Source organism: secondary endosymbiont of Heteropsylla cubana, from assembly GCF_000287355.1.
GTDB lineage: Bacteria > Pseudomonadota > Gammaproteobacteria > Enterobacterales > Enterobacteriaceae.
Genome location: NC_018420.1, coordinates 173,462 through 189,211 on the forward strand (window position 1 = coordinate 173,462; position 15,750 = coordinate 189,211).

4 protein-coding genes and 5 tRNA genes are annotated in these 15,750 nt (G+C 26.9%); 7 read left to right on the forward strand and 2 right to left on the reverse strand.

Annotated features, from left to right (window positions below):
* Window positions 1–746 precede the first annotated feature (746 nt).
* From A35E_RS00415 to A35E_RS00430, 4 genes are all read left to right on the forward strand, one after another.
* Window positions 747–823, forward strand: a tRNA-Asp gene (locus tag A35E_RS00415).
* 8 nt (window positions 824–831) lie between these two features.
* Window positions 832–904: transfer RNA gene (locus A35E_RS00420), tRNA-Trp, on the forward strand.
* 1,218 nt (window positions 905–2,122) lie between these two features.
* Window positions 2,123–2,199, forward strand: a tRNA-Ile gene (locus tag A35E_RS00425).
* 148 nt (window positions 2,200–2,347) lie between these two features.
* Window positions 2,348–2,420: transfer RNA gene (locus tag A35E_RS00430), tRNA-Ala, on the forward strand.
* Between the two features lie 1,561 nt (window positions 2,421–3,981).
* Here A35E_RS00430 and A35E_RS00435 read toward each other — a convergent pair.
* Window positions 3,982–4,058 (reverse strand) — tRNA-Thr (locus A35E_RS00435).
* Window positions 4,059–5,417: 1,359 nt separating this feature from the next.
* Window positions 5,418–6,224, reverse strand: a complete 807-nt coding sequence (gene yigL / locus A35E_RS00440) for a sugar/pyridoxal phosphate phosphatase YigL (protein WP_014888708.1) — start codon at window positions 6,222–6,224, stop codon at window positions 5,418–5,420.
* Between the two features lie 2,487 nt (window positions 6,225–8,711).
* Here yigL and pitA point away from each other — a divergent pair.
* From pitA to tpiA, 3 genes are all read left to right on the forward strand, one after another.
* Window positions 8,712–10,286 carry an inorganic phosphate transporter PitA gene (gene pitA / locus A35E_RS00445; RefSeq protein ID WP_014888709.1) on the forward strand — a complete coding sequence of 525 codons (1,575 nt, stop codon included), beginning with the start codon at window positions 8,712–8,714 and terminating at the stop codon, window positions 10,284–10,286.
* Window positions 10,287–11,457: 1,171 nt separating this feature from the next.
* The gene (gene murJ / locus A35E_RS00450; RefSeq protein WP_014888710.1) at window positions 11,458–12,996 is read left to right on the forward strand and encodes a murein biosynthesis integral membrane protein MurJ; all 1,539 of its coding nucleotides are present in this window, start codon (window positions 11,458–11,460) and stop codon (window positions 12,994–12,996) included.
* A 1,404-nt stretch (window positions 12,997–14,400) separates the two neighbouring features.
* Window positions 14,401–15,165, forward strand: a complete 765-nt coding sequence (gene tpiA, locus A35E_RS00455; RefSeq protein WP_014888711.1) for a triose-phosphate isomerase — start codon at window positions 14,401–14,403, stop codon at window positions 15,163–15,165.
* Window positions 15,166–15,750 lie beyond the last annotated feature (585 nt).

Consider the following 15,750-nt stretch of genomic DNA (forward strand, 5'->3'; position numbering starts at 1 on the left):
TGTGCATTTATATATTTAAAAGAATAGCGTTGTTTAAGTATTCTCTTCTTTCGAGACTTTAGAATAAATTCAACTTATTTGAGCTATAGTCAAGATACTCTATAATATAGATAAATTTTATGACCTTAAAATAAGATTGAAAGTTACATCTTGATTTGTTTCTTTTTAAACCAAAAAAATACAAAATCACTGGTATGTAATACATATTAATAGATAGTCTACAAATAGTTATTATTTAGAATAATAATATATAAATTATTGCTTCATTTTAAATTAACATCATTTGATATCGTATAAAATAATAAAAAAACCTGAATGATGTTTATGTCGACAAATATAAATTCAATATTAAAATTGGAGCAAGTTAACCTACTAAACAAACATATTAAATTATCTTTATATAACATTAAAACAAAATCTTATGATTTATATTGTAAGAAAAAAAATTAAGAACTAAAAAAAATGTTGACAAAATGTATAAAAAAAACTTTAATATTGACGACTTATAATCGCATATATCAAATAAAAACCGAATATGAATAACCTTAAATATAATAAATAATAAAATTAAATAAATATGAAATATAAATTCATTGAAGAATTCCCTCGTTTTTGTCATGTAACGCTTTAAAACAATTAAAACTTTAAAAACAACTAAATTCCAGACAAATCTAGAAATATAAAGAAAATAAAAAATCATTTAAAATCACATAACGCTATATTTTATTTTTATAATTAATTTAGATGGTGCGGTAGTTCAGTTGGTTAGAATACCGGCCTGTCACGCCGGGGGTCGCGGGTTCGAATCCCGTCCGCACCGCCATACTACATAGGGGTGTAGTTCAATTGGTAGAGCACCGGTCTCCAAAACCGGGAGTTGGGAGTTCAAGTCTCTCCACCCCTGTAAAAATGAATATCATAAAAATATTTAGCATCATCATATTCCAATTTAAGATGAATTTAAATATTGTTCAAAACAATCATTAAATATTATTTATATTCATTCAATTAACTTTAAATTAAAATAAACAACATTGTAAGGAGGTAAAAATATTTTTTATATTTATACTAAGTTTTAACCATAATTAGAATTTTACTATATTAAAATAATACGAAAATCAACTTTCTCTTTTAAAATTATCTTTTTAAGATAGAATGATATTAATTTATCTTATTATTTTATAGGCTAAAACAATTCAAATTTTATTCGAAAAGATTGTTAAAACTATTTAACGAAACTGATAGTTTTCTTATTATTAAATATAAAAATCTATAGATTTTTATATTTATCATCAATCTATGCAAAATTACATATATAAATCCTGCATAATGAAAATATCGCAATAATTTATATCCTGATCGAAAACAACGTAGTTAGAATAGACATTTCTATAAGAGGGTATCCACCTATTACTTAGTTTTTTAAACATGAAAAAAGTGAAAATAAATTGTTTATTTATACCTCCTAAAACTGAACCAGACATTAAATGTTGTCAGAATTTATAAAATTTTTACTATCTTATCATACATAAGTCCTTTAGTGAAAAAAATCAACATACATTACACGATATTTTACTCTTAATATAATATTTTAAGTTTATTGACAATCACTTTAAGGGATCTGAGTAACTTACTGTCTTAATTTATAAAAATCAATATATCTGTTTTATAAAAAACCTAAAAAATTATAATTAATTTTATGGTGTAATTCAGGATAAGTTTATTAAAAATAAATAAAACACTTTATTGGAAGCAAGCAAGACCAAGATCTTATAAAATATAATTTTACTCTACTGCTTTATAAAAAAATACATAGTAGTTTTGTTGGTAAATTTTAATTAAAATTAAAGTTTTAAATAATTTAAATCGAATCTGAATAAATTAATCTAGCTATTATAGTTATAAACAAACTTTTTTTTATGAATCATTCTATTTAAAAAAAAGTAAAATAATTAAGAAAAAGTATTAAATAAATTGACTAAATTTGGAAATGGTGGTATAATTATCTTTAACATTAAAGTATCATAATTTATTTTAAAAATTAAGATAATTATATTACTATGTATATAAAAAAACTAGCTTAAAATATATCATATTTTATTTCATTTATAAAAAAAAATAAAGGCTTGTAGCTCAGATGGTTAGAGCACACCCCTGATAAGGGTGAGGTCGGTGGTTCAAATCCACTCAAGCCTACCACGTATTGGTTTTACCAATATAAATTGGTATCTCTTACATTTAAGAAAATCTAAAAGTAAATTAATTGAAAAATCAAGTTTTAAAAAAACAATTTTATATAAACTTGATTTTTTTGTTAAAACATGATTTCTTAAGTAAGAAAATATATGGGGCTATAGCTCAATTGGTAGAGCGCCTGCTTTGCACGCAGGAGGTTAGCGGTTCAATTCCGCTTAGCTCCACAATTTTGTTAACATATATTTTTTTTAAATATTAAATTACTTTATTCAAACTATAAATAGTTATTTACTCTCATCTCTACCGTCCTAGTCACATGGACTATACTGATAATAAAAATATGGAAAACCTAATTATAGCAACGGTAGTCAGGTTTCAGCACGAAAAAAAATAATACGATACACTACCGTCGCCATCGCAAAAATATTTTTTTCAAAAGTCGAAATATAAAGAAGAATCTATTTTTCTAATATATTGACTGTTTTAAAAAATTATATTCATTAATATGAAACATAAAACAAGGCGATTCTATTGACCCTAAAATAACAATTATAGCTTATAACGAATCCCCACCGATATTAAAAAACCGGTGTTTTATCGTTTTTATATCAGATCTATCTCATTTAACTATGAGTATTCCAAAAGAAAGAAAATAGTAAAAATATAGAAGAAACATTCAGTTATAAAACTGGGAACTGAAGATAAAAAACGAAATCACCTTTGAAAAATCTTTCAAATAAACCATACCGAATGGGATTAATAATGAATCCAATTTCGTCACTCATGTCGCCTCAAAGTCAACTCCTAGTGTTGTGTTAAATAACCGAACTCGAAACTAGAAATATAAAGGATAAGTCATGCTCATTACGATCCCTGTATTAAAATCCGTGCTTTACCTATTTCTGAATCAATTTTGCTATTGTTCTGATAGATTATTTGTTATATTATCACCCTCAGTTTGTACAATAAATTATAAATAAAACATAGACAACTAATAAACATTTACGAATATATATACTCTCTTTTATCTTTTCATTCCACAAAACACTACAAATAAAATTTATATAATAAATAATATAAAAATTTTAAATTGGCATTAATTGCTAAAATATTCTTTTTTTTAAATCAGACTATTTTAAAAATTTATAAATAAAAAAAATATAATCCACTATAATTCCCCTGGTCGGTTATAAAAAATATATATGTTATTTCAAATACGATTGCTATATTGATTAATTTTCATGTGAATCTTAACTGACTAATTTTATAAAATCATCAAATAGATTTCATTTGTTTTAAAATCACTTTACATTTTACTATATATTCAATATAGCGATTTTTTAATAAAACGTTTTACAAGTTTTTTTAATGTTTATCACAATGTTTTTATAATTTAAAAAAGTAAAAATAATTTATGATTAAAATATATTAAATATAATTTACTATATTATCCTCAATTCTTAACTACTAGACCTTATTTCATTTACGAACAAGAAAAAAATAATAGAAATTAAATTAATACCTCCATTTATCGTTAACATACAAAAGTTAATTAATTAAAAATTAACGAGTCTAAACAAGAAATCCTATATTAATTTTTCATATCAAACAACTAATTATAGTTACAATATATAATACCGGTGTTTTAGAAAAAACTTATTCATATAATACATAAAATTTCATCTCTTCTGTAAGAAACTTTGTTTAGGTTTTATAATAAAATTTATTTTTTCTATAAAAAAATTTTTAAAGATATTTAATTCAACAGTTTTTTAAAAAAATAACTGGTGCTGATACCCAGGATCGAACTGGGGACCTCACCCTTACCAAGGGTGCGCTCTACCAACTGTAGCTATATCAGCTTCTTTTCTTTTCAATAACTTTATTGCAAGATATCTATCTCAGATTAATTGTTTTACTATAAGCAACATTCTTAATATTTAATATTTTCATTGTAATGTATTAGGTTAATTTGAAAAAAATATATTTATTTTTTTTCTATATTTTTATCGCTGCTAGATTTATTAGTTTTCATTTTAACTTCTATTGATTATTTTGTTAGAAAAATAACGTATTTTTATGCACTATAACACGCTTGTTCTGTATAGAGTTTAACACCTGCCTTATATAAAGATTATTATTTGCATATTAAAATAACAATCTTTTGAAGATATCCATACTTTGTTAGTGTTGCAATACTATTTTTACATATTTTGCAATAAAAATTAAATTCAACCTTATACTCTTTTTAATAACTTTTTATTTTTTATAACATACAATGTTAAATTATGCTCTGTTGTATATTTTATCTATATCTATATTAGTTTCTATTTTAATCTCTTAAAAATCTATAGCTCATATTATCATAAAAAACTATCTAAGTAACTTTAAATAGTTTTAAGAAAGATTTTAATAAAAAATTCGTACGTTTAAAATGATAAAGTCTACCAATAAATGATTTTTGTTCTCTAAGAGATTATCTTAGTCACTAAATTTATTTACATAAAAAGAAGTAACATGTTATTTACGCATTATAATGATTTCTATGTAATAGAATTTATTTTATTGTCTTATATTTTATTCCTCCCTTAAAATTTTTGATGATGTTATATTGCTTTTTAGACATAAAATATTAATTTCAAACTTTCATTTCACTTCTAATTTAAGTCATATTGTAATCAATAGTTAGTTTTTATCTGAACGATATATTTAAAACTTCTTAAATTAATAAAAAATCAACAACACTTTTTTTCTTCAATAAACACAATAAAGAACAAAAAGATTCACTAAGAAACAAGGAAATAAGTGCACTTAAATTAATGATACTTAAATTATACTACATAAATATCTTAGTTTTCATTTAAGAAAATAACCAGCTTTGCGTACCATAATAAATAAAACATCTAAACTAATCAAAAAAAAACGTTACTAGCAGAACACCCCACCAATTAAAACTTTTATTCGTTATTGAATGAAAGATAAAATATTTATAGTGAGAATATAACTAAAAAAATTATTCTCATCACTATTTTATTTATACATATAATAAATTTATTAACAATAAATATACCTATATGAAAAAATAAGTTATGAATAAAAAAACAATTAGCATCCATACTAATTTGGTCGATAAAAAAAATATTTAAAATATTAAACTTTAATTTAAATATTGCAATCAATTCACGCTAAATTCATGATCATCTATATGTTGCCAACATTTTTTATTCATTTACTAGGTACATTGAACTCAAATAATGAGCAACCGCATCTTCTTTATTGCTACCGATCACTTCTAGTTCAGGTAATTCTAGCTTAAGACGTAGATGCGCATTTTGCATTATGCATCCTTTACCAGCCATTGATAACATTTCTTGATCATTCATTCCGTCTCCAAAAGAAATACAATCTTGTAATTTATAACCTAAAAACCCAGCCACTTGTTGCAACGCACTCCCTTTAGAAACGCCTCCTGCCATCACCTCAAGGCAAAGAGGGGTAGAAAAGCTTACATTAACCCGATTTTCCCAATGGGAGTTTAGTTCTTTTTCTAACAACTGCAACCGATAAGGATCCTCGCTAGTAAAATAAACTTTACACACACCATCTGTAGGTAATCTTCCTTGCTGATAAACTTGATATTTAAAGGTAGATTCGCAAAAAAAATCTTCTTGCTCTACTGGGAAACGGTTGATTAACCAATCATCTCCCCTAAAAACATTAGTTAAAATTCTTCTATCTTTATGTACTACTGAAAATAATTCACCAGCAATATCTTCATCAAGATTATGAGAAAAAATCAAATCTCCAGTATAGTTATGCACCCGTGCACCATTAGAGGTAATCATATAAGCATCAATTTCTAAATTGTTCCGCATTTGCGCTACGTCTATGTGGTGACGCCCAGTAGCAAATACAAAATGAATTCCACGCGATGTTAATAATTGAAGAGTTTGTCTTGTGTAAGGAGTCAGTCTATGTGATGGAGAGAGCAATGTACCATCTAGATCAGACGCAACAATATGAAACATGGACAATAAAACCTCAGATTTATGAGAAACCGTCACTAACAATTAATGGTACTACACAAAATTAGTCATTAATTCTAGTATCTAACTTAAAAAATTAGTCGTAAATGAAATTTTTACATAATACATATTTATCTTTATTGTAAAAGCATCTACTGTTGAAAAATAAATAAGTTGTCTTGAATAAATTTCCCAATAAAAATATTATTCTTACAATATGATTTATCTATCTATTCTTGGAAGAAAAAATACAATAACCTTAGTCTTCAATAATACAAAGTATCTACACTTTCAAAGACTATGAATATACAATCAAAGATAAATCAACGATCATTCTTAATTACTACATAATAATAAATCACGTATAAAAACTTGTTCTCATTAGACGATGGTAATAACCGCATAGTTTAACAAGACTCTTTATTGACATAAAACACTTTTAAAAAAAACCAAGATAGAGTTATCTCTTACAAACAAAAATACCAAATAAATTAATATGTTAGTATGCTATAAAAGCATATAAGTGATTACTTGGAAGAGTCGATAAAACATTTTAATATACACACTACCTATCAAGCACTATAAATTCGAGACATCTACGACAAACCAGTTTAACAACTCTTTAATAAAATTGATAAAACAACAATTTAAAAAAAAGACAATACAAGACTTATATCCCATAGATAGCTGATAAAAAACATAAAAAGTCTATAAACAATAGTGAAAAATTATTTCAATTTAAATATATTAACAATCTTAGCAACTTATTTGCAGATATGTAACTTGATTTTTTTAAATCTAATTTAACTCTTTCCAAATACCATTACACGGTGACACATATATCGTGATTTTATATAAGTGAAGGATTAAAAATGAAAAAATCGAAAGTTTTTATAAAGCAAACAACAAATTACTAACTCTCTTCAATTTTCATGGTCTACTTTTTAAATTTTATTTGCTTTAATAATACCCCTTATGCAGCTAATATTACTTTAATAAATTTTATAATATTATAGCTGAACTGATAAAATGTATTATTTGCATTTTTATTAAATTATTGTGGTTTTTATATCATCTAAAATTTTCTCTAAATCCACACAAATTACTTTCAATTTACATTTTTATTAAAAAAATAAAATATTAGAATTAAATAAATTCAAATACAAAGCGATGAATAACCGATATCTACTATAATAGTAGTAATATGATACATAAATGTTTATAGCAACAGTTTACGTACTATACTAGTATACATCAGACAACACTTCCAACAATTCTATTGTTATAGTTTTTTATTGAATATTGCCATTTAAAACCCAATTTGGATAAAAATACTTTTTATTAAAGAATCACAACTAATTACAACACCAACTTAAATCGGAATAATTTGCCATTATTAAACTAATAAATTGACACAGAATTTTGATAGATGATAAAAATATAAAAAACTATTCAAACAACCAATATATTATTAAAATGCCAAACTACCAAATGTCTAGTACTATTTTTTTTATTTTTTTTTAAACAACCATAATTACTTAATTTTTTCTATAGCTCTTTAAAAAAAGAAATTTATATTTATTTACAAGTTAATATTTGATAATTGTTGCATTTTATGAACATCTCGTTTATTTAGTAAAAAAACATGTTCTTTCAAGCAAAATAAAACATCCAAAAAAAATCAAAAAAAAATAAATAATACCAATATTTGTAGAAAAAATTACGTTGCAATATGTTTTTATTTTTTTTATTTATCAAGAAAATTAGTTAATTTTATCATATTATCTTTAACTAATTAATTTTTTAGTAATAAAGCTCATTGTGCAAAATATCAATTAAAATACATCATAAAAGTGATAAAACTCACTAATAAATTACTAGAAATACCTCCAATAATACTCATAATTTTGTTAAAACAATGGTTTTTATTTTTTCTATCTAAGATAGAAGATGTAAAGTAAACAGAAAAAACCTGTTTTACTAAAAAATACTTTTAATACGCAATCTCATGAACGTTTTTATAAAAAACAATAACTTTATCTAAAAAATTTAACTATCATCTTTTATCACATTAGCAAAAATCTATTTCTACTATAAAAAAATCTTACAAAACCCTTCTTAAACCTGCCTCATCTCATTAAAAAAATAAAAATAGTAAAAGACTTGATAACAATAAAATCAAAAAAAAAAGAATTCCACAAAACATATAAATCTTATAGCGATGCATCTACATGAATACCCACAACTACATCACGTTTCTATTAAAAATAAATCTAACCTTGTCAAAAATAAACGAATCACATTAACTTTAATTGATATTTGTTTCGCTGATTAAAATAGCAGTATCTTTTTGAATTTAAAAGTAATGTATTATACGTTCATCAATTTTTATAAAAAGAATTCAAAAAAAGGTTATATTTCTATTTTACCAAAACCCTATTGTCGCAGATAATGCCCTCTGTTCATGTCTAAACAACGGCGTAACTATCTATGCTACATCTATTCACCGGCTTGGAATTCCATACCGGTTTAATATTGGTGATCGCATTAATTTTTGTTCTAATTTATGAGGCTATTAATGGATTTCATGATACAGCTAATGCTGTTGCTACCGTAATTTATACCCGAGCCCTACGTGCACAAGTAGCAGTTATCATGTCTGGAATATTTAATTTTCTAGGAGTGCTCATGGGCGGGTTAAGTGTAGCTTATGCCATCGTTCATCTCTTGCCAACTGACCTGTTGCTTAATGTCAGTTCAGCTCATGGATTGGCTATGATGTTCTCTATGTTACTAGCAGCTATCCTATGGAATCTAGCTACGTGGTATGTAGGTATACCAGCTTCAAGCTCACACACTCTTATTGGAGCTATTATAGGTATAGGTATAACTAACGCAATTGTAAGAAACACTTCCATAGTAAATGCATTGAATATATCTAAATTAACTGAGATATTTTTATCACTCATTATTTCACCCTTAGTAGGTTTAATATTGTCAGGAGCGATGGTGTTTGTATTACGTCGTTATTGGGACTGTACAAAAAAACGAGGATGTATCCATTTGACACCAGCCGAACGCGAAGAAATAAATGGAAAGCGAAATCCTCCTTTTTGGACTCGTATTGCCCTAATTTTTTCAGCTGCTAGTGTCAGTTTCTCTCATGGAGCTAATGATGGACAAAAGGGAATTGGACTTATCATGTTAGTACTAATAGGTGTTGTACCTTCAGGATTTGTTGTCAATATGAATGCCAGTAACTACGAAATCAACCGTACCCATAATGCGACTAAACGCTTACAGATGTATTATACGAAGCACCAAGGTGCATTTACATATGTTCTTAGATCTGTTGATACATCATCAACTATCAAAGAAGATAATAAAGGTATTTACAATTTCGATGCTAATAACACCTCAACCTCGCATAAAAAACAAACGAGCATTATAGAAAATCATCTATCTGACAAAAAAGAAAACCATTTAACTCGTTCTAGCATATTATCTTCTATTAACCATGCTTCGTTACTATTAAAAAATCTAGATAATTACAATGAATTGAATGCGGACGAACGCTCTCAGATACGATATCTTCTAATGTGTCTTGCCGATACTACCGACAAAGTAGCCAAACTACCAGAAACATCTTCTGATGATAAACGACTCTTATATAATGTGCGAAAAGATCTACTTCATACTATAGAATACGCACCAATGTGGATCATTATCTCAGTAGCATTAGCTCTTTCGTTAGGAACGATAGTAGGCTGGCACAGGATAGCTGCAACAATCGGTGAAAAAATTGGAAAAAAAGGTATGACCTATGCTCAAGGATTATCAGCTCAATTAACCGCAGCTTTTTCAATAAGTATCGCTAGCTATACTGGTATGCCAGTATCCACCACACATGTACTCTCATCTGCCATCACCGGTATTATGCTGGTAGACGGCGGAGGTGTTCAGGGGAAAACCGTAAAGAATATTCTTCTAGCCTGGGCATTAACGCTTCCAGTAGCCATTATATTAGCTAGCGCCTTATACTGGTTGGCACTAAAAACAATTTAGTTGATACCAATCATATTCTTACTGCAAGCACAAACAAAAAAATCCATATTTCCCCTTCATATGAAGGGGTTTCGTAAACTACCCTTTAAAGTAATTAAATAGTTATTTTATAATTAAACGAAACACCTCTTGCCCTCAATATGTAAAACTATAAAAATAAACATTTTAATAAATAGATATTTTATAAGTTAATCAACTATCGTGATCTGCGATATCAATATCATTATCTCTATAACATATTGTCTTTGACAGACTAATAAAATTTGTAGATATGAATATTACTAAAATTATACAAATACTACACTTCATGATGCGCTTAAATTTTCTTATAATCAGACTATTTTTTTAGTGATTTATCCAATAGCACAATAATGCTAATTATTCTTGATATTTAAATGTTTTAATATTTTATAGATGACAAATTTTATGATAAACTTAAAGTGTTTTTAAAAACACTTCAGACTTATGATAACGACTAGCCTTTTTCTACCCGTAAAGCGTAGTCTATCGATAAAACTATATAAGCGCAGAAAAATATAATTTTAAGCTAAGATAATCTAATATTCCAGATCTCTAAATTAGTCATATTACATAATAAGTGACATGCTTATTAACGATACCAAACATTAGGTAAATAACTTCTTAAAAAAAGAAATGTACAGCAATATATAAACATCGTTTTGAGTTAACAGAAATCAATGTTATCTATGTTGATTTAAAAAAATAGATAACTGATATAAATTCTCAATCTATTGCATTAATTAATGATATTAACCTTAACTATTAACGAAAAATCTCTGACACTCTATAAATCATCACTCTGGACTATACACAAATCGACCATTAAAAACTAAGCATCTAAAACTGCTCTTTAATGTGAACAAAAAAACCATTATTCTATAATTATTATATTTTCGTAACTACGAAAAACTAAGTTACAAATACAAAAAAAATCAAATTACTCTAAATTGAGAGATATTAAGTCACATCTATGCTTGTGTATGTTACATAAACAACCTTTTTAAGATTGGTTATTATTATTCTAATTCATGTATTAAATTTATCAATTCTAAATGAATAATAACCAATTAATGTTGTACAACCGGCTATTCTCTATACATAGCATCACCATAAAACATATAAAGCATTTAGGTAGAAAAACGTTCATACTATGAGTTTATTAAAATCCTTGGTAGTGGTCAGTTCGATCACATTTTTTTCTCGCATTTTAGGGCTGATCCGAGATATCATCATTGCTCAAGCTTTTGGTGCTGGAATAGCAAGTGATGCTTTTTTCATTGCCTTTAAGATTCCAAATATGCTTCGACGAATCTTCGCAGAAGGTACTTTCTCGCAAGCGTTCGTTCCTATTTTAGCAGAATATAAAAATAAGCAAAATGATATAGCAACGCGAACATTCCTTGCTTATATCGCAGGTTTACTAACACTCATTTTATCTATAGTGACTATTACTGGTATTCTAGCTGCACCATGGATCATCATGGTTACCTCGTTAGGTTTTAGCGCCAACACATCAGAAAAGTTTGCGTTAACTACAAAATTATTACGTATCACATTTCCTTATATTTTCTTTGTATCTCTCACATCATTAGCAAGCTCAGTTCTTAATACTTGGAACCAATTCTTGGTGCCAGCATTCACACCAGCATTGCTTAACATAAGCATGTTAGGATTTTTAATCTTGGGAACACCACTCTTTCATCCACCAATCATGGCATTAGGATGGGCGGTCGTAGTTGGAGGTATCCTACAATTAAGTTATCAAATACCATTTTTAAAAAAAATTAATATGTTAATCTTCCCCAGAATAAAATTTTTCGAACCAGACATTTATCACGTATTTCGAAAGATGGGACCAACTATCTTAGGAGGGGTAGTCAGTCAAATATCGATCATAATCAATACACTGTTTTCTTCTTTTCTACTCTCCGGTTCTGTTTCTTGGATGTATTATGCCGATCGTCTTATGGAATTTCCTTCTGGAGTGCTTGGTGCAACTCTAGGAACTATTTTACTTCCTTCTCTATCACGCAGCATTCATGATAATGATCACGATAAATATTCTCGACTATTAGACTGGGCTTTGCGAGCATGCTTAATACTGGCACTTCCTAGTGCCTTAGGATTAGCAATTCTTTCTTATCCATTAACTGTTTTATTATTCCAATATGGTAAATTCTCTGAATTTGATACCCTCATGACTCAAAAAGCTTTACTCGCTTATTCGGTCGGATTGGTCGGCTTAATTTTAGGAAAAGTTCTTGTACCTGCATTCTATTCCCGCCGAGATATGAAAACACCTCTACGCATGGCAATCATTACACTTTTTACCACCCAATTAATGAATTTAATGTTTGTTATTCCACTAAAACATGTCGGTTTATCTTTATCTATTGGACTATCTTCTTGTCTAAATTCCATTCTTTTATATTGGCAATTACGCCGAAAAAAACTATTTAAGCCGCAACCAGGATGGATTGGTTTTTTTTTCCGGGTATTACTGGCTGTTATTATCATGGGATCGGTACTCATCGGGCTCCTCATTTTTAGAACTAATCACCTCCTATCTATCGGAGAAAGATGGCAACAACAATTGCAACTCATCGGTATCATTATTGTTAGCGGAGTAGTATATTTTAGTGCACTATGGATAATGGGGTTTCGCTTAAAACACTTGCAAAACATGTAATTCTCTTATAAACTAAAAACACATTAAAGACAAACCATAAAGTGATTTTTTTAATCATATATATTCACTTTATAAAACTTTAATAATTATATCTCTTTATTTATGTAAAAAATAAATTTTAACGCTCGTCAATATTGTTAAAATCACTTGTTTTAAGCTTTCTATTAGAAAGCCTCTCCATTTTTTATAGTATCACCATAGAAATTTAGCTCTTTATTTTTATATGTAAAACTTAGCTTAAAAACATTTTTTAATTACCTAAAAAAATTCATATCTTTTAGATGTCTTGATATTCACAAAACTATGATAAAAAAGAATAATAAATATAGTACCGTTATCAACGATAGTTCAGCCTAATTATAACAAAAACTAAATTTCTCCATTTAAGTTATTTTTTTACAACGCTGGACTTGATTACTTTCTATATTCTATTTCAAAAAAAAATATTTCACTTTTTACTTGCCTTATTTTTCAACGTACTGCTACTTAAATAAACAGCAGTTCATCCTGTATAAAAAGTTAAAATCTTATTGTGAATTTTACTATTCTCCAGATTGCTCATTAGCAGGAAAGATCATTCCATAAAAACAATCAAGTAATTTAACAGTTAAGTGCTTTCATATACTTCTCTAACATGAAAACACACAACGTGTATATTACAAATATAGTATGATTTTTATTATTATACATGTAATGATCAAACATTTTCTTGTAGGTAAATATATAAATTTAGTAAATAACTTTAGACTACCTATCTTAGCTCCCCACAAGTTATCATAACTCTTAAATTATTTACATAATAAAAATAATGTCTTTAACACTTGATGATTTAATAAAATCAAAAACGTCAATAAGTTATTAAACTTACAATCAACTAATGTTGTTTTATATAACAAATACATTTTTTATCGACAACAACGTCTAAAAAGACGTGTGTTAAAAACACAGCCTGTTTATATCAGAAAAAACTTTAACTCCATTACTAATTATAAAAAATAGCTTATAAACTAATTTTTCTTTCAAGATTTTAATAACAGTTTCATTTAAAAATGAAAGTTAAATAATAAGAACTCAATTTTAAATCATCAAGTCTACCATTCCGGGTTTTTAAGCGCTATTCTATTTTGTAGAATAAAATAGCTCTTTCGGTCACAATTCTTTTTTTTTGTATTGATCGTTAACTATTTTTTTTGACCACACTACTTTTCATTTTATTTTTTTTTCTATTTTACTATAAACTACCACTAAACAATAAGTTCATAATTAAATATATTGTTTTGCAAACAAGTTAATCAATCAATTACTGTATACAAAAAAAATATAAACATATAGGCGTTTTTTTTAAAATTCAATCACATAAGACCTGATTAACAATTAGGCTCTCTTTAAACACAGGGAATAAAAATGCGAAACTATTTAATAATCGGTAATTGGAAGCTTAATGGTACTAAAGAAATAATCAATAATCGCGCACTCATGTTACGCAGTAAAATAAATAACACTATTAATTGTGATGTAGCAGTTGCACCACCACTCCCTTATCTTCACCTTACACAGCACTATCTGAAAGATACCAACATTGCGCTATGTGCGCAAAACATCGACATCCACACCTCCGGGGCTTATACTGGTGATATCTCCCCTAAAATGCTTAAAGATATTGGCGCTAAATATAGTATCATTGGTCACTCTGAACGCCGTCTTTATCATAAAGAAAATAATGAACTTATTGCCGAAAAATTTGCGGTATTAAAAAAAAGTGGTTTAATTCCAGTATTATGTATAGGTGAAAGTGAAGAGGAAAGAAGATCGGGACAAACTCAAAAAATTTGTATTAATCAAATTGATGCAATAATCAATAAAGTTGGTATCACAGCATTTCAAAATTCTGTTATTGCCTATGAGCCTATTTGGGCTATTGGAACTGGTAAAGCTGCACTACCAAGTCAAGCTCAAAAAATCCATGAATTTATTCGTAGTTATATTAATGAATATGATTCAGAAAGTGCAAAACAAGTTATTATTCAATATGGAGGATCAGTAAACATTGACAATGCTGCTGCACTCTTTAATCAGCCAGATGTCGATGGTGCTCTCATTGGTTCCGCATCACTAAATCCTGATATTTTTTCAATACTAGTTAAAATTGCTTTAGAAAGAAAAAAATAAGTTAAACCGAAAAAAAAGAAAAAACCGAATCTTAAAAAAATACTCTCAACTTAAAAAAATAAAGAAGAGGTAATCTCTAAAAATAAAAACTATAAAAAAAAGATTCATTCAATAAAATTTAAGAAACTAGAATAGTTTTTAATAATAAAGATTTTACTTTAGCCCATTGTTTTCATTTAAACATCATTCTTATGAATAAAACTCTTTTTAACTGTTCAGTTAACCTTATTTATTAGCACATACTCTTTTTGTTTAATCGCAATTTTGCATAATAAGAAAAATAAAGATCAAACATAACATGTTGTATGTGATCTTTAACATAAAGACACTCGTAGAAAGATTTTGATTTTTTTTAAAAAAATATTATTTGTTTTTTGACATTTTATTAAAAAGCTATATCTTTATATGAAGATATAAATATTGTTTTAAATGTTAATAATTAAATCTGTATCGTATAAACACAAAAATTATAATTCAATTTTATACTATTAAAAAATTGAATTATAATTACGAGCAACAATTGATATCTTTATTTCTTAACCATGCTAATTTTAATAAATTAGTTGTTAATTTGATTATTATCTT